Below are 17,007 nucleotides of genomic sequence, written 5' to 3'. Positions count from 1 at the left end.
GAGAACGCCTTTTTGTCAATATAGTTTCACAGCTCTTCTTTAAAATGGGCCATTCATATATCTATACTTCTGTCTATTACCTATTTCATTTTGTACATAAAAAATACGTTATTCTTTTTAAATCAAAGAATAACGTATTTTCTCATCTTTTATTTCTTTATTGCATTATATAAAAACTGTGCATATTGTTCACGTGTTACGAAATCATCACCTAAAAAGTTTCCTTTTCCATCACCTTTTGATATATTATTATCCGCTAAAGCTTTCACATAGCCTTCTGACCAATGACCCTTTGGTACATCTTTAAACTCTATTACTTCTTCAGCTACTTTTTCATTTACAACCTTTTGAATCACAGAACCAGTGAAGAAAATACCTGTATCATTAAATGGATCTTTCACTCCAAATTCATATACTTTCTCACCTGGTGTACTCCATTTCACTACACCATTACTATGCGTACCACCATCACTCTTCAGACGGATTTTTGTAGATACCTCACCGTCTTTTTCGTATATAGGTACTTTTACTTCTTTATTTACTTCTGTATCCTCTAGAAAGACTTTTTGGTTTTGAACATTAATATAAGCTTTCTTACTTAGTTCTATTACTGGTCTAACATCGCGGATTTCATTTGCAACAAAACTTAAATATACTAACTTATTCAACTTACTAACTGGCGATAAGTCTGAAATATAATTTGCTTCTAAATCAAGTTTTTGTAAGTTTACTAGATTTGATAATGGAGTAATATCCTTTAACTCATTATTAGGTAAATCTAATTCTGTAAGCTGAGTCATTTTAGCAAGTGGTGTCACATCTTCTATTTGATTTTTCCCGATAAATAATTTATTTAATTGCTTCATTTGATCAATACCCGATAAATCTTTAACTTTATTACGCGTTAATACTAAGTCTTTTAAAGGTAATGAATATAACGGTTTAATATCTTCAATTTGATTACCTGCTAAAGTTAAGTATGTTACATTTTTCAACGTGCTTAATGGAGCAACATTCGTAATTTTATTATTTGCTAAATTCAAGTAATCTAGTTGTTCCATTTTCGCTAATGCTGTTACGTCTTCTATTTGGTTGCCTGATAGATATAAACTTTTTACATTTTTCATTTCAATGAGTGGTGCAACGTTTGTAATTTTATTATTACTCAAATCAAGAGATGCTAAATTATCCATCTTAACAAGTGGTGTTACATCTGAAAATTCATTACCACGTAAAGCTAAATGATTTAATTGCTTTAAATTCGCAAAGAACGACGGATCTGTTATCTTCGCATTCGCAACTGTTAAAGATTTTAAATTTGGCATATATTTTAATGCACTATAATCAAGAATCTCATTCGTGTTTAAAAACAAGTCCTTTACTTGTAATAACTCCTCTTTCGTAATTGGTGTATTTAAATCTTTTCTATTAAATACTTTTTTATTAACAAGTTCTCTTAATTTGTTATCTGTTATCATATTTTGACTTTCAACTGGATGATCCGTTTCCGTATTGCCTGAATTAGAGTTATCATCTGGTTTCTCTGTTTCTTTGTCACCTACAATTGGATCTTTAATTTCAAATTGAACTTGATATTTGTGATCATATCCGATGGCCGGAATAAGTATATGCATATTATGCTTCTTCTCAAACTCACCAATTTCAAATTGGACTACTTTCGTTCCATTTTTCCTCTTATCTTCTGATAAAACTTTCACATCTTGAAATACACCAGGTTGGTTTTTATCCTCTATTCTAAGATATTGAAAATAATCGCTATCTTGTATTGTTACAGTAACGATTTTTTTCCCATCTTCAATTGCTACTTTAGGATTTTTTATGTACTGAGAAACCATAGATGGCTCATCTTGTTGATCCTTATATATTTTAATCTCAGTATCGTATGTACGTTCACTAGCTGCTGCCACCGACTGGTTTGCTTCAGCTTTTAGTGCTGCTAATGCTGGAGTAGAGTATGTAGCAAATGGAATTGCTAATGTTGTGGCTACTACCAGCGCCTTAATATAACTTTTTCAAAATAATATCCCCTATCATACATAATTTTTATAATTAATAAATGTTATCAATTATCTACAAATAAATGATAATATTACATTAAGTTTATATTTCCAAAGATAAAAAATAAAAAAACCCTTTAATCAAAGGGCCTTTTTACCTAGCGTATGAAGAATTTCACTTTTTTCTTTTTCATTAATAAAACCAATTTTTTGCAAAATATTTGCATACAATACAAGTTTATTATATATCCGTTCTGACATGCTTCTCCCTTCTTTCCTTCGACCAACTTTTTTTGTATTGGTAAATTATATGAAAGAGATGAGAAAATGTGTCCACTTTTTGCATACATACAAATCTTTTATCCCGCTATTTGCGGACAGTAAAACTCCCACCTCAAAAACAGGTGGGAGTTCAATTTATTTAACAAATTGTCCATTGAATATTATGCTTTTTGACTTCCTCTTCAAAACTATAGGGCATTTTCTTATCACAAATTACATGTTGAATACGTGAAAATGCTGCTATTCGGTAATTTCCTTTTACCCCTACTTTTGTATGATCACATAAAATATATGTTTTCTCCGCTAATTTCAGCATCGCTTCTGACAGTTTCGCCTTTTCTAATTCAAAACTAGAAACCCCAAAACCAGGTAATAATCCATCAATTGAAACGAATGCTTTATGAAAATGAAATTGCTGGATTACTTGCTGCGAAATAGACCCTGACACACGTGAATGCTTTGGAGAGACTTTTCCACCAATAAATAAAACTTCACCGTGAAACATCTTTTTATTAATAGAAGAAATTAATTGTGTAGCGACTGGAAATGAACTTGTTACAATCGTTAAATTTTTACGATGAACAAGATATGGCACCATTTGAAGTGGTGTACTTCCATCATCAATCGCAATCACATCTCCATCTTCCACAAACGTTGCTGCTTTATACCCAATTCTCTTCTTCTCTTCTATATGCAGCATCTCTCGTTCTAACATTGGTGCCTCTATTCCAGCTCCCGGAAGTTGGACGGCTCCGCCATACACTTTCTTCAACTTCTTTTCACGATCCAATTCTTCTAAATAACGACGAATCGTCTCTGTTGATACAGCAAACTCTCTCGCTAACTCTGAAACTTTTACTTTCCCTTTAAACTCTACCTTCTCAAGAATGGTTCGCTTTCTTTCTTCACCTACTACAGACATAGATTCACCCCATTGATTTCTACCTCATACACTGCCTTACTTATACAAAGTTATGACCTTCTTTTTCAGTGAAAACTTCTTCATGAATATGAATACCACGCTTTTTTAGTTCATCAAAAATAATTTGTGGATTTACAAAAGCTTCCTCAGGTGTCACAACACCAACTTTGTTTACACTCCCTTTTGCGATTAACTCTGTAGCAATCCCAAATGGAATACCGACGTTTCTCGTATAAGCTCTTAATTTTTCCCATCCTACAACAGAACCATCAGATAACGGGTGTGTATGATATAATACGTGCCTTTGTTTCTCATTATTTTTCATACCTATTACTTCTACATGAAGCGCATAACCGTAAATTTCTGTTTCTTGCCCTTCTTTCGATTGCAATAAATACTTCGAAATACAATCCATAATGCCAATTTCTTTCCCATTTATGTCAACCCGATCATTACGCAATATACCATAATCATATAAAGCACGTACGAGCTGCATATTTTGCTTTGGCCAAGTTCCTCTCGTCTCTATCAGTTTGACCCCTTTATTTTCTAGTGCTTTTGCTAACGTAATCGTTTCAGAATGCGGTATTATATACTGCGTTTCCTTACCATAAGGCGCCGGTAATTCAATTTCTCTCGGACGCGCAAACGGCGGTACTTGCTTAAACTCACCATCTTCATATACTGTACGCGATGGTAAATGTGGATCATATTCATATGTCGTTGTTTCTGTAATGGATGCAGAAAAAGCAATTGGACGGTACGAGCCATGACTTACACGTACTGACTCTACAGTATCTAGCTGATTTGCTGCATGCATTGCCATCATTTGCGTTACACCTGGCGTCATACCAAAACCAGGTAAACACGTTTTTTCATTTTGAGCAAATATAGAATGAGATTCATTTTCTTCACCAAATCCATTCAAATTCACACCGTGACAACCTGCTTCTGCAATACATCGAGTAGACAATCCATTTAACTTAATTGTCGTACCGTCCATTACAATGTCATAACCTTTCATTTTTGCAACCGTATCCTCGTGATTCGTTACATCTACTTTCACAAAATCAACACGAGGATCGTTGAGCCATTCTACTACTTTCAGGCCCTCTTCTTCATTAAAATCAGCTACTGTAATCGCCTCAAAAGATGAAAATTGCACTAAATCTAAAATTGCTTCACGACAAATTTTACCTGCTCCACCTAAGCAAAATACTTTCAACCTATAACAACTCCTTTAGCGATACTATCAACTAAGCGATTGATATCTGCCTCATGTACATCACCGATATTTCCAATGCGGAATGTATCTACTTTTGAAATTTTACCTGGATAAATAACAAACCCATCACACTTTAATTCATTATATAACTGCCCAAAATCGAACCCCTCTTCTGGATAAATGAAGGATGTAATAATAGGCGATTGGTATTTTTCATCTACTAGTGGCTTAAATCCGATTTCTCTCATTCTATTCACTAATATTTTTTGATTGTTATAATATCGATTGTAACGTGCTTCTACTCCGCCCTCTTTTTCTAATTCAAGTAGTGCTTGATAAAAAGCGTGTACAACATGTGTAGGTGACGTAAAACGCCATTTCCCATTTTGATGTTCCATCGTTTCCCACTGATCAAATAAGTCTAATGATAATGAACGTGCCTGCCCTTTACATTTCACCAATTCATCGCGCTTCGCAATAACAAAGCCAAATCCAGGAACCCCTTGAATACATTTATTCGCACTACTAATTAGAAAGTCAATTTGCAACTCAGCGATATCTATTTCAATACCACCAAAACTACTCATTGCATCAACCAGTGTTACTTTTCCGTATTGCTTCCCTAATTTACATACATCTACAATTGGATTGATAATACCTGTTGTTGTTTCACAATGAACAACTGCAATATGTGTAATCTCTTTATCTCGTTGCAATATCTTTTCTACTGCTGCAATATTAGTGGGCTCCCACTCTTCTGTTTGACTGACCACCACATCTATATGTAACATCTCTGCCATTTGTACAATTCGCTTACCATACGCACCATTTGTACATACGAGCAGCTTTCCATTTTTAGGAACGACAGATCCAATCACTGCTTCAACTGAAAACGTACCGCTTCCTTGCATGAGAACAGTTGTATATGTCTCTTTTTCCTTCGTTGCTAACGATACAAGCTTAGCTCTTACCTCTTGTACCATTTTGTTATATTCAGCATCCCACGTACACCAATCGTATAACATAACTTCTTTTACTGTTTTGGTTGTTGTTAATGGTCCAGGCGTTAATAATAAATAGTGATTTTCAGTCATGATCCTATTCCCCTTTTATGAAATAATAAGTTCTTGTTTCTCGATATGTTCCATTACGTTTTCGAGTTCCTGCATCGTTTCTATCGTAAAGTGCGCCCCATTTTCAACGAAACGATTGCGAACTACTTCTATTTTTTCACGAAGTTCTACCGGATCCATATTCTCCACTTCCTCTTCAGTTAAGCCGAGTTCGCTACTGCCGAGAATTACACCTACTGTCCACATACCAGCATTTCTTCCCTCTTTCATATCTGATACTGTGTCTCCAACTTTTATCATATGATTCATTGGATATACACCAAGCTCCATCCCATTTTTATAGCACATCCACGGATACGGACGACCTGCTGGAACATCATCTGGTGTTACAAGAAAATCAGGTTTATACCCTTGTAGTGCTGCTTCTTTTGCTACAATATCCATCATTTCTCTCGTATAACCAGTCGTTGAACCAATTTTAATTCCTCTTTCACGTAAAGAAGCAATCACTTCTTTTACTCCATTAATCGGCGACGCATAGCGCGGTAAAATAGCGAAGAGAATCTTTTCGAATTCTTCATACATCTCCTGAATGTCTGCTTCTGTTGGTAATTGTCCGAAAATACGATTCCACTCACTCGCAATACGAGGCATCTCTGTTAATGCCCTAACATGATCAATTTTCAATAATCCCATTGGCTTACGGGCTTCTTCTGCAGTAATTGCCACACCACGTTTATGGAAAATTTCCATAAATACTTCCAGTGGTGCAAAACATCCGTAATCAACTGTTGTACCTGCCCAATCAAAAATAACTGCTTCTACTTTCATCTAATCCATCACCCTTCTTATTTATCTTTTTTGCCATTGTGACGTTCGGTTACGAAGTGCTTTCGTTCCCCATTCATATACAACTCTCACTACAATATTTGTAACAACAATAAGTACACTCATTGCAGCTGCTGGTGCTACATTTCCTGCATCATCCATATTTACAATTGATACGGCAGCTAGTTTAAAATCAGCTGCATACAGGAATACAACTGCTGAGACAGTTACCATTGAATTTACGAAGTAGTACATTACCATTTCTAAAATGGCTGGTAAACACATCGGTACCGTAACTCGAAAGAATGTTTTATAAAACGGTATCCCCATCGACTGTGAAACAAGTTCAAACTCTCGATCTAATTTCTTTAAAGCTGTCGTTGCCGTAACAAATGTTACAGAATAAAAATGAATGATATTGACTAGTACTAGCACAGCAATTGTTCCGTATAGAGAATGGAACGGGTTCGTTACGGAAAGTCCAAAGATTTGTATGGTTGGTTGACTAAAGAAGAAGACGTAGCCTAACCCAAGTACTAAACCTGGTATCGCTAAAGGGACGATAGAGAAAAAGTAACCTGCTTTTCGGAAAAATTGTAGCTGATCTATTTTCTCAATCGTATAAGCGAACATAAATGTTAAAACCGCTCCAATAACCGCAGTAATTGCTGAAACAATTACGCTATTTTTAAATGCTTCCAATCCATCTCCTGTTAAACTGGAAAAATTAAAATGCTCAAATGTAAAGCTCATATTATATGGCCATACTTTCACACTTGCAGCAATACCAACTGCCACAAATAATAGAATGATCATAAGCGTTACTACGCTACAATATACGAATGAAATAACATCTCGTTTCTTATTATTTATTATTCTGTAAGGTACTGATTTGGAAGATAAGAGATTCGCCTGCTTTCTTTGCGTAATGCGATCAACTGCAAAGGCAAATATAGCTGGGATTAATAAAATCATTCCGACAGTTGCACCCATCGGCATATTTTGCTGCCCAATTACTTGCTTATATACGTCAGTAGCAAGTACATTATATTGCCCACCAACAATTTTTGGTGCCCCAAAGTCAGTGAAACTAAGTGTAAACACAACGAACATCGCACTAATTAATCCGTACTTTACACTAGGTAAAGTAACAGTGAAAAATTGCTTTGTTTTACTCGCTCCTAACATATTAGAAGCTTCATATAAACGATAATCAGAGCCTCGAAAAGCAATTAATAATATAAGAAATGCTTGCGGAAATGTATACATGACTTCAGCCATTACAATTCCTACTGGTCCATATAAAGGGATTTGTATCCCTTCAAACAAACCAAACATTCCTTTCGTTACTAACCCTTGATTACCAAATAAATATGTAAGTGCGATACCATGCATCATCGTTGGTGCGAATAATGGTAACAACGCAATATATTGGAATACACGCTTTCCAAACACATTCGTACGAGCGATCGCATAGGCGTAAGCGAAAGCAAGTGTCACTGCAATAATTGTTGTCGCACCCGAAATCCATATCGTATTTTGTAATGATTGAACTAGCGTTGGTGTTGTGAAATATTTACTGAAATTCGCAACACCAATGAAAGCTCCATCTTTATCATAAAAAGCTTGTGTAAACAATTGTAATAGAGGTAATACAAGCATGATCAAAAACGCGAGAAGCATACCAATAATTAATAGTCTTTGTATCCACTCTTCTTTACCGATACGTCTCTTAATCTTTTTTTTCGTACTTTCTACCTTAAAATCTTCTAACATCTCCATCTATACAATGACCTTCTTTCCATATGACAACATATGATTTTCTGAGAAAGAGATTTGAATCGGCTTTCCTTTTCTAATTGCGGTTGCTTCTACTTCTGATGCCAATATATCCACTACAATTTTCTCGTTATAAAGATGTGTTTTTTCTTCTACGACCCGCACTTCCGTCCGATATACAGATCCGCGAAATTCCATACTTTCCACAACCGTTTTAATACCATCCTTTTGTACAACTGTTACATGCTCAGGACGAATTGCATGTTCTTCATTGTTTTTCGAAAAGAAATTAATAGAACCAATAAAATCTGCCACAAATGGATTGGCTGGTCTTTGATAAATCTCCTCTGGTGTGCCAATCTGCATAATTTCCGCATGATTCATTACAACAATTTTATCGGCCATCGTTAATGCCTCTTCTTGATCATGCGTAACCATAATAGTTGTTACTCCTACTTTTTCTTGCAAATCACGCATTTCTCTACGTAACTTTTCACGCACTTTTGCATCTAAAGCAGATAATGGCTCATCGAGTAACAAAATATCCGGAGACAGAGCGAGCGCACGTGCAAGTGCTACTCGCTGCTGTTGTCCACCAGACATTTGAGCAGGATATTTATCTTTTACATTCAGCAAATCTACAAGTTCTAACACCTCTAGCGCTTTCTCTTTTACTTCTGCTTTTCCATATTTTTTTGTCTTTAAGCCATATTCAATGTTTTCAAGTGCTGTTAAATTCGGAAATAATGCATATGATTGAAACACCATTCCGAAATTCCTCTTTCCAGGAGGTAATGCTGTAATATCTTTTCCCTCCACAGCTATACTACCTGTTGTTGCCTCTTCTAGCCCTGCTAAAATTCGAAGCAATGTTGTTTTCCCACAACCACTTGGGCCTAATAAACATACAAACTCATTTTTTTTCACAGTAAAAGAAATATCTTTTAACGCTGTAAATGCATCAAACTGTTTTTGAATGTGTTGAATTGATAAATATTCGCTCATTTTTTCTCTCTCCCACTCACTTACTTTTTCGGTTCTGCTTTTTGGCCAAACTCTTTTTCCCATTTTTCTAAAATTTTGTCACGATTTTCTGCTGCCCATTTAAAGTCATTCTTTTTGTATAACTTTTCTGTCACATCTTTAGGGAATCCATCTGGAAGTTTATAATCATTTTTAATTGTCGCAAATCCATTTTTCTCGAAGTATAACTTCATTACATCATCAGTAATTGCCCAATCTAAAAATGCTTGCGCTAATTTTTCATTTTTTGCATTATCTTTTTTAATAAGTGCGTTCGCTTCTACTTCCCAACCTAATCCTTCTTTCGGCAATACAACTTCAACTGGTGCACCTTTTTGTTTCTCTTTCAAAGCACTATAAACCATTGATACGCCAACTGGATATTCACCTGCGCCTGCTAATTTCGCTGGTTTTGAACCTGAATGAGTATAAGTTGCTATATTATCATGAAGTTTCTTCATGTAATCCCAGCCTTTATCTTCACCCATAATTTGTAACCATGCAGAAACTGTTAAAAATCCTGTTCCAGAAGAAGCTGGATGTGGCATAACAAGCGTTCCTTTATATTCTGGTTTCGTTAAGTCTTCGTATGATTCTGGCATCGGTAAATTTTTCTTCTTTAATTCTTCTTTATTTATAGCAATCCCCGTCATAAATGCCGTATTACCTACCCATTTTTCTGGTTGCTTATCATCTTTAAATTGCGGAAGAACACGATCCGCTCCTTTTGGAGAGTATCCTTTTAACATATCTTTTTTATCTAAAGCTAATAGACTAGACGCTGCTGTTCCCCATACAACATCTGCTTGTGTATTTTTTCCTTCAGCTAGCAATTTCGCTGTAATAACCCCAGTTGAATCACGAACAATGTTCAGTTTCACATCTGGATACTTCTGTTTAAAAGAATCAAGGTAAATTGGTACAAGTTCTTCTTCAATCGCTGTGTAAACAGTTAATGATCCAGATAATTTATCATCCTTTACTTTTGCCCCAGCACTCTCTTCTTTCTTTGCACCACACCCCATTAATAACGAAAATACCATTCCAGTTGCTACAGCTTTAAAGATTGTTTTTTTCACTGTCTCTCTCTCCTTTTATAAATCTTATGTACAACTCTAATATAAACAACTAGTGTAAAAGCAGTATTAAACCAACATTAATCTTTTGTTTGTTGTTTGTTTTTGTGTAATACGTTGCTACTTCTATGTTTTTTCGCATTTTTCTGCCAATAATGAACACTAAATTTACAAATAATTAAAAAAACCTTTATAATCCCACAAAAAAATGAGGCGTTTGTAAAAAACGCCTCATTTTTGTTTACCTTTTTTTGAATTACGATTTGCATACTTCGCGCTATTTTCTCCTTCATACTCTAATGCAAATTCTGCATCTGGTAAGCTTTCTTTCGGAGTTTTATTATTGTTGATTGCCGCATTTTGTTTCACTTTTCTTTTTACCAATACATTCACCTGCTCTCAAGAATTCACTTTCTACTCTAGTTTGAAACAACATTAAATAATTATTACTGGCAAGTGTTAACAAGTACATAAGGCCGCTAGATGGAAATACTACCTATGAAGAAAGCATTAGAAAAGGGGCGATTATTTTGAAGAAGAAAGATAAAATCCAGTCACCAATTTTAGATGAAACGCTCCCGCATCAAATGAATTTCCCATCTTTTAAAGGAACAGGAAAGAAGATGCAACAACCTTTCATAAATCAATATGACGTCGTAATCGGAGACAGTAAATATGATTCCGAGAATAGTCCACTTCACAATTGGACTGATGAAGTAGACCCTGCCATTATGGCTGGAGAAGAATGGATTCATCCTACAAATGATATTGGGTGGATTTCAGAAGAAAATCAAGAGTTGCTAAAAAAAGAAGTGGATAATAAGAATGAGGCTTTTATGCATCCGCAATTTGGCATTAACGACTAAAAAACCATTCTACCTCACATAGGTAGAATGGTTTCATACTATCCAATAATAATTCTCTCTTTCGGGTATTTATAGCGAGGTGGCTGTTCTCTTCCCCCACTAGCCAGTATAAATGTTAAAATACCGACACGCCCAATAAACATAAGTACAATGAGTACAAGTTTACCAACAGTTGTTAAATCTGGCGTAATACCTGTCGATAGCCCTGTCGTTCCGAAAGCAGAACACACTTCAACAATTAAACTCATAAGCGGTACATTTTCCGTAATAGATAAAATAAAGAGTGCTGTGGCACATAATAAAATCCCCATTGTCATAACGACAGATGCTTTTAGCACGTCTTCTTCATGTAACTGACGTTTGAAGACTCTAACCGTTCTTCCGCCTCTTGCAAAATTGTATAACGATAATATACTAACAGCGAATGTTGTTGTACGTATTCCGCCCCCAACCGAACTTGGAGATGCCCCTATAAACATTAATATACTCATAAATAAAAGCGTCGGTTGTGACAATTCACGTATATCCATTGTAGCCAGTCCACCGCTTCGCGTCGTCACAGATTGGAATAATGTATAGAAAACTGTTTCATGCCATGACTTTCCTGCTAAAAATTGATTTCGTTCTAGTAAAAAAATCATAATGGTTCCAACGATAACGAGGGCAAAAAATGTTGTTGTCGTCAATTTTGTAAATAACGAAAAACGAAATAGTTGCTGTCTCTTTTTACTAAGGAATTGTTTCACTTCCATTAATACAGGGAAACCAATTGCCCCTAAAATAATGAGTAACATATGAATCATTTGCACAATATAATCTTTCTTATACGGAATTAGCGATTGTCCTGTTAAATCAAATCCGCCGTTCGTGGTTGCACTAACAGCGGCAAAGAAACCGTGAAAATAAGCTTCTTGCCAAGTTGGAAAATAAAGTAGAAATCTTGTACCTAATAGTATCGCTCCAATAAGTTCTATCGAAATAATTACAATTAAAATAGAACGCATCAATTCTACAAGGCCTGATAAATTCCCTTGATTATGGTCTGCCATAATGAGTCTTCTTCTCTGCAAACCGATCTTTTTCCCCGTTATAATCCAAACAAACGTACCAAGTGCCATAATTCCTAAGCCGCCTAATTGTAAAATAAGGGCTAACATAATAATTCCTGCCGTAGTAAATGTATCTGAAATCGTAACAACAGACAGTCCCGTAACACTTACCGCACTAACAGATGTAAAGAGGGCATCGATAAATGTCCATTTCACACCAGACTTCGTAACAAACGGGAAACTAAGCAATATCACCGATACAACTACTGCTAATAAATAAAATAAAACAATGAGTTGTACAGGACGTAATTTTTGTAAAAACTTTTTTATATCTCTCATTCCATCACTTCGCTACCTTTTTTTCTATCGATTAAATAAAGAAAAATCTTCACTTTCTTTATTTGTAAATAACTGCTCAAATAATTTGGCAAATACCATTCCATACACAGTTCCATTACCTCCATATGGCAATGCGTAAAATAAATTATGTATCTTTTTGTCTTCTTTTAAAATAGGGAGACCATCATGACTACCGCCAAATGCTGCCGCCCAATAGTACTCTGCCTGTATATTCTTATACTGCGGGAACATCTCTTTTACAATGTTAATAAGGATATCACGCTTATGCAATAATTTCGTATCACCAATTGTTTGAATTTGCATCGCTTCATCTAATCCGCCTACAATAATACGGTTTTGATACGTTCGAAAATATAAGTAAGGCCGTGCTGTTTCCCAAATTAATGATCGTTCATGCCAGCCTTCAAATGAATCTACCTTATTTGTCACCACTGCATATGATGTTTCCACTGTTGTATTTTTTTCTTTCTTTCCGAAAAGTGCTTCATAACCTGTCGCCATAATAATATTCTTTGCTACAATTTGATTTCCTGTTTTCGTGTAACAAATTAAATCATTTTGGCGTTTTTTTATATGTATGGCCTCTGTATGCTCAAGTATAGTAGCTCCCATTTGATTTGCTTTATGCAAAAGGCTATGCGCTAATAAATACGGATTCACTTCGGCATCACCATGCGTATATAACGCTGCTTGTTTTATAAATGAATACTTCTTCTTCATATGTGAATCGGTAAAATATTCAACCGGGAATCCATAATGGCGTAACGTATTATATTCTTCTTGTAAAAACGATACATCCTCATTTCTACTTGCATAATACAAACTACTTCGCGGAATAAACTGAGGATCAATATCGAGAGTCGGTACAACTTGCTCCATTGTTCGTAGCGCTTCGTAACAAAGCTTATATGCTCGTACCCCCTTTTTTTCACCAAATGTATGGATAAGTGAGGTTAGCGATTTATCATGAAGAAATTGTAGTAAACCTGTATTAGCAGCTGTGCTACCACATGCGATTGCTCGTTTTTCAATGAGCGTAACACGCATTCCAATTTTCGCTAACGAATACGCTATATGAGCACCTGCTTCTCCGCTTCCGACTACAAGCACATCACATATCATATCATTTTCTAATGATGGATAACAAGGTATAGAAACTCCTGTATTCCAAAACAACTTACCAGTCATAAGTTTCATAATTATACTCCTAAAATATAAATTTCTCCTTTCTATCTTTTGTTATTTCCCATAAAAAAATCCAACTAACATACGCTAGTTGGACTTTTTATTTTTAATTAGAACGCTCCTCAAGCCAATTTCCAACCGTCGGATATGTTTGTTTTACCGCTGTTCCACCGTAAACGATCGACATATGTCCCGTTGGTAAACATACATATTGTTTATCTGTGCTAGAAATATGGTCTAGCAAAGCTTCTACTTGGCATGGCAGGGCGATATGATCACGTTTCGCAGAAATATTCAAGACATTCGCCTTAATATTTGCAAGGTCTACCTTTTGTCCACGAATAACGAGTTCACCTTTCACTAATTTATTATTTTGATAAAAATCACGAATCCATTGTCTATACGATTCACCCGGGAATGGAATACCGTCACCAACCCACTTTTGAACTAATTTCCAGCTTTCGACGAAGCGCTCATTTTCTGAACGATCAAGTAAAGCGACATATGGACCTACAAAGTTTGTAATTGGTTTTAACATCTTATTTCCGAAATCAATCATTTCTGGCGGAATATTTCCGAATGTATCAACCGCTTTATCTAAATTGAAGTATTTCTCATCTAATAAAGGACCGTATAATCCTGTTTCAGAGAAATCAAAAGGACTTGTCATAAAGATTAAGTTGCGAATTGGCATGTGCGGATGAAGTGCTGCATAAATAGAAGTTAGCGTTCCACCCATGCAATAACCAAGTAAAGAAATCTCGTCCGATTTCGCAGTTCTCATTACTTTCTTCACTGCTTTTGCAATATAATCAAACACGAAATCATCAAATTTCAAATGACTATCTTCTAAACCAAATGTGCCCCAATCAAGCATATACACATCAAAACCACGATCTACTAAATATTCCACTAAACTATTTCCTGGAGTTAAATCCATAATATACGGTTTATTAATAAGCGCGTATATTAATAAGATTGGAACTCTCTGTGTTTTTTCTTGTTTTGGAATGTAACGATACAGCTTCGTTTTATTCTTCGTCCAAATAACTTCTTTTGGTGTTAAACCAACTTGTGGTTCTGGTTCGCGCAATAAAACTTCGCTCGCTCTTTTCACACGGCGATATGCTTTACGATATTCTTCTGGGTACAACTCCAATTGCTTTTCCCATTCCGTTACGAATGTAGTCATTTTTCTATCTCCTTTTCGGTCGATTTATTTCTAAAAAAAGAAGTGCATTCCTGCTATGGATATGCACTTTTTTCTCGCTTCATTACATGTATAATCCACCGTTAATGTTTAATTGCTGACCTGTGATATATGCACCGTCACGGCATAGGTATACTACACCTCTTGCAATTTCATCAGCTTGACCAAAACGTTTTTTCGGGATTTTCGCAACGATTTTTTGACGTACTTCTTCTGGTACTTCTGCTACCATTTCAGTATCAATAAATCCTGGGCAAATTGCGTTTACAGTTACATTTGTTTTTGCAAGCTCTAATGCTAATGATTTTGTAAATCCTAACATACCTGCTTTTGCTGCAGAGTAGTTTGTTTGTCCAAATCCACCAGCTTGGCCAATAATAGAAGAAATACTAATGATTCTTCCTTCTTCTGCTTCCGATATGTATGGCAGTACCGCGCTTGTTGTATTAAATACACTGCTCAAGTTCACGTCAATTACGCGCTCCCAATCTTCACGATTTAATTTTTTGAATGTACGATCTCTTGTAATACCAGCATTATTAACAAGAATATCAACTTTACCAAAATGATTCACAGCTTCTTCTACAAGTCGGTTTGCATCTTCTACTTTCGAAACATCCGCTTGAACTGCATAAACGTCATGTCCTTCTTTTCCTAATTCATTTACTAAGTTTTCAGCTGCTTCTTTACTGCTGTTATAGTTAATAACTACTTTTGCTCCCTCTTGTGCTAATGCTACTGTAATTGCTTTTCCAATTCCTTTTGCCCCACCTGTTACGATTGCTACTTTGCCATTTAATTGAACCATTTCTTTTCCCCCTTAAATGAATTTGTGAACGATTGTTATGAATCATTTTGGTACTCATATGAATAGAGTCCATATATTAATTATGTTTCGTTGTTTATACATGAAAAAGAGATTCTCCCTTTCCCTTTTACACGTTATAAACAAACGCTATTATCATTTTTTATTTTCCGGCTTATTCGCAGGTTTTACTTCTTCTTTTGCAGGTACTTGTAGTTTCGCTAGTACTGCATTTTGCTTTTCTAGTAACTCTAAAATTTGATCAACTTTCGTTTCTAGCGTGCGAATATCTTGTTTTACTTTCGTAACATCACGCTTTAATGTAGGAGCTTGTCCTAATGAATCCACTTTCTCTTCTAGAATTTCCTCAATGTTATCAACTTTATTTTCTAAATTGATAACAAGCGTAGCTACTCTAGCGATATCCTCTCTCGTCGGCACATTCACCTGTTCTAAATAATTTTTTGTCGTATCATTTAATGCTTTTTGATAAAACAAATTCAAATCTAGAACGCTGCCCATCCAAGCAGAATATTCTTCTGTTTTAATTGTTTCATTGAGCGCTTTTCCCCAAAATGTTTCGGTTTGTTCATAAGCATTTTTCCATGCTTGCAATGGATCGAATTTTTGATCAATCACTTCGCCTACACTCCCTTTTTCGTTTTTGAAACAATTCAACCTATTCACTATTTTCTAATATTCTGAATAAAACTTCAAGTCTATATTTTATTTTTCTTTATTTTCCAATAAATGTGTTGACATTAAAAACAGATAGGTGTAAATTGCACTTATAAGCAAAAAAATTCCATCTAACTGATTCATGAGGTGATGCACAATCATGCTACATAATGAACCAGAACACCCAGAAAGTTTGGAAAAAAACCAAGCGAAACAACCAAACTCCATGCCCAAAAACTTCTTAGTTCCTTTCTTACTTCTCTGTCTAAAAGACTGGAGTCTTCATGGTTACAAACTCATTCAAATGCTAATGGACATCGGCTTTTCTTCTGTTGACCAAGGTAATGTGTATAGAACATTGCGCAAGTTAGAAAAAGAAAATCTCATTTCTTCCACTTGGGATACAAGTGAAGGCGGGCCAGCGAAACGAATTTATTCTTTAACAGAATATGGAGAGCAATATTTAACAACATGTGCAACTTCTTTTGAACATTATCAAAATATGTTGCGGACGTTTTTTACGTTATACACCAATGCGTTCTTTCCATTTTCTACTTCTCCAGAAAAGGATGAAAAGGATTCTTCATCTTCACCTGGTGGTACAGCAGAATAATCTGCGTTCACAATA

16 protein-coding genes are annotated in these 17,007 nt (G+C 35.4%); 2 read left to right on the top strand and 14 right to left on the bottom strand.

Annotated features, from left to right (window positions below; genetic code table 11):
• Nucleotides 1–149: 149 nt before the first annotated feature.
• The 9 genes from JDS82_RS22355 to JDS82_RS22315 form a co-directional block, all read right to left on the bottom strand.
• The gene (locus JDS82_RS22355; protein ID WP_199713977.1) at nt 150–2,024 is read right to left on the bottom strand and encodes an NEAT domain-containing leucine-rich repeat protein; all 1,875 of its coding nucleotides are present in this window, start codon (nt 2,022–2,024) and stop codon (nt 150–152) included.
• A gap of 415 nt (nt 2,025–2,439) precedes the next feature.
• Nucleotides 2,440–3,222, bottom strand: coding sequence for a DeoR/GlpR family DNA-binding transcription regulator (locus tag JDS82_RS22350; protein ID WP_000117658.1), 783 nt, complete (start codon nt 3,220–3,222; stop codon nt 2,440–2,442).
• 40 nt (nt 3,223–3,262) lie between these two features.
• Complete coding sequence (locus tag JDS82_RS22345; protein WP_000862131.1) at nt 3,263–4,447, bottom strand: saccharopine dehydrogenase family protein; 1,185 nt, start codon at nt 4,445–4,447, stop codon at nt 3,263–3,265.
• On the bottom strand, nt 4,444–5,541 hold the full coding sequence (gene phnW, locus JDS82_RS22340) for a 2-aminoethylphosphonate--pyruvate transaminase (RefSeq protein ID WP_000138234.1): 1,098 nt from the start codon (nt 5,539–5,541) through the stop codon (nt 4,444–4,446). Before phnW ends, JDS82_RS22345 begins: the two co-directional genes overlap by 4 nt.
• A gap of 15 nt (nt 5,542–5,556) precedes the next feature.
• Entirely contained in the window at nt 5,557–6,351 is a 795-nt protein-coding gene (gene phnX / locus JDS82_RS22335; RefSeq protein WP_000861862.1) for a phosphonoacetaldehyde hydrolase, read from the bottom strand.
• Nucleotides 6,352–6,372: 21 nt separating this feature from the next.
• Entirely contained in the window at nt 6,373–8,130 is a 1,758-nt protein-coding gene (locus tag JDS82_RS22330) for a putative 2-aminoethylphosphonate ABC transporter permease subunit (RefSeq protein ID WP_199713963.1), read from the bottom strand.
• Nucleotides 8,131–9,132 carry a putative 2-aminoethylphosphonate ABC transporter ATP-binding protein gene (locus JDS82_RS22325; RefSeq protein ID WP_000006174.1) on the bottom strand — a complete coding sequence of 334 codons (1,002 nt, stop codon included), beginning with the start codon at nt 9,130–9,132 and terminating at the stop codon, nt 8,131–8,133. It abuts the gene before it with no gap.
• Nucleotides 9,133–9,152: 20 nt separating this feature from the next.
• Nucleotides 9,153–10,229 (bottom strand): putative 2-aminoethylphosphonate ABC transporter substrate-binding protein, encoded by a 1,077-nt coding sequence (locus tag JDS82_RS22320; RefSeq protein WP_000750909.1) that lies wholly within the window; start codon nt 10,227–10,229, stop codon nt 9,153–9,155.
• Between the two features lie 228 nt (nt 10,230–10,457).
• On the bottom strand, nt 10,458–10,610 hold the full coding sequence (locus JDS82_RS22315; protein ID WP_000240799.1) for a hypothetical protein: 153 nt from the start codon (nt 10,608–10,610) through the stop codon (nt 10,458–10,460).
• A gap of 146 nt (nt 10,611–10,756) precedes the next feature.
• Between JDS82_RS22315 and JDS82_RS22310 the strand changes: the two genes are divergently transcribed.
• Nucleotides 10,757–11,092, top strand: coding sequence for a DUF3905 domain-containing protein (locus JDS82_RS22310; RefSeq protein ID WP_000725963.1), 336 nt, complete (start codon nt 10,757–10,759; stop codon nt 11,090–11,092).
• Between the two features lie 38 nt (nt 11,093–11,130).
• On the opposite strand, the gene JDS82_RS22305 is transcribed toward JDS82_RS22310, so the two are convergent.
• The 5 genes from JDS82_RS22305 to phaR all read right to left on the bottom strand — a co-directional run bounded on the left by JDS82_RS22305 (nt 11,131) and on the right by phaR (nt 16,340).
• A complete protein-coding gene (locus JDS82_RS22305; RefSeq protein WP_001204695.1) occupies nt 11,131–12,480 on the bottom strand; it encodes a TrkH family potassium uptake protein in 1,350 nt (449 codons plus the stop codon).
• 24 nt (nt 12,481–12,504) lie between these two features.
• Nucleotides 12,505–13,698 carry an NAD(P)/FAD-dependent oxidoreductase gene (locus tag JDS82_RS22300; RefSeq protein WP_000772559.1) on the bottom strand — a complete coding sequence of 398 codons (1,194 nt, stop codon included), beginning with the start codon at nt 13,696–13,698 and terminating at the stop codon, nt 12,505–12,507.
• A gap of 94 nt (nt 13,699–13,792) precedes the next feature.
• Nucleotides 13,793–14,878: a class III poly(R)-hydroxyalkanoic acid synthase subunit PhaC gene (gene phaC, locus JDS82_RS22295; protein ID WP_000206842.1), complete on the bottom strand. Its 1,086-nt coding sequence runs from the start codon at nt 14,876–14,878 to the stop codon at nt 13,793–13,795.
• Between the two features lie 82 nt (nt 14,879–14,960).
• The gene (locus JDS82_RS22290) at nt 14,961–15,704 is read right to left on the bottom strand and encodes an acetoacetyl-CoA reductase (protein WP_064473105.1); all 744 of its coding nucleotides are present in this window, start codon (nt 15,702–15,704) and stop codon (nt 14,961–14,963) included.
• Nucleotides 15,705–15,857: 153 nt separating this feature from the next.
• Complete coding sequence (gene phaR / locus JDS82_RS22285) at nt 15,858–16,340, bottom strand: polyhydroxyalkanoic acid synthase subunit PhaR (protein WP_000566954.1); 483 nt, start codon at nt 16,338–16,340, stop codon at nt 15,858–15,860.
• A gap of 199 nt (nt 16,341–16,539) precedes the next feature.
• Between phaR and phaQ the strand changes: the two genes are divergently transcribed.
• Entirely contained in the window at nt 16,540–16,992 is a 453-nt protein-coding gene (gene phaQ / locus JDS82_RS22280) for a poly-beta-hydroxybutyrate-responsive repressor (RefSeq protein ID WP_000903018.1), read from the top strand.
• Nucleotides 16,993–17,007 lie beyond the last annotated feature (15 nt).

The organism is Bacillus cereus group sp. N14 (genome assembly GCF_016483555.1).
Lineage (GTDB): Bacteria > Bacillota > Bacilli > Bacillales > Bacillaceae_G > Bacillus_A > Bacillus_A wiedmannii.
This window is presented reverse-complemented; position numbering and strand designations above follow the sequence as displayed.

Excerpts from the sequence above, each read along its gene's own strand:
- JDS82_RS22350 (WP_000117658.1), bottom strand. The coding sequence starts at position 3,222 with ATGTCTGTAGTAGGTGAAGAAAGAAAGCGAACCATTCTTGAGAAGGTA.
- phnW (WP_000138234.1), bottom strand. The coding sequence starts at position 5,541 with ATGACTGAAAATCACTATTTATTATTAACGCCTGGACCATTAACAACA.
- phnX (WP_000861862.1), bottom strand. The coding sequence starts at position 6,351 with ATGAAAGTAGAAGCAGTTATTTTTGATTGGGCAGGTACAACAGTTGAT.
- JDS82_RS22330 (WP_199713963.1), bottom strand. The coding sequence starts at position 8,130 with ATGGAGATGTTAGAAGATTTTAAGGTAGAAAGTACGAAAAAAAAGATT.
- JDS82_RS22325 (WP_000006174.1), bottom strand. The coding sequence starts at position 9,132 with ATGAGCGAATATTTATCAATTCAACACATTCAAAAACAGTTTGATGCA.
- JDS82_RS22305 (WP_001204695.1), bottom strand. The coding sequence starts at position 12,480 with ATGAGAGATATAAAAAAGTTTTTACAAAAATTACGTCCTGTACAACTC.
- JDS82_RS22300 (WP_000772559.1), bottom strand. The coding sequence starts at position 13,698 with ATGAAACTTATGACTGGTAAGTTGTTTTGGAATACAGGAGTTTCTATA.
- phaC (WP_000206842.1), bottom strand. The coding sequence starts at position 14,878 with ATGACTACATTCGTAACGGAATGGGAAAAGCAATTGGAGTTGTACCCA.
- JDS82_RS22290 (WP_064473105.1), bottom strand. The coding sequence starts at position 15,704 with ATGGTTCAATTAAATGGCAAAGTAGCAATCGTAACAGGTGGGGCAAAA.
- phaQ (WP_000903018.1), top strand. The coding sequence starts at position 16,540 with ATGCTACATAATGAACCAGAACACCCAGAAAGTTTGGAAAAAAACCAA.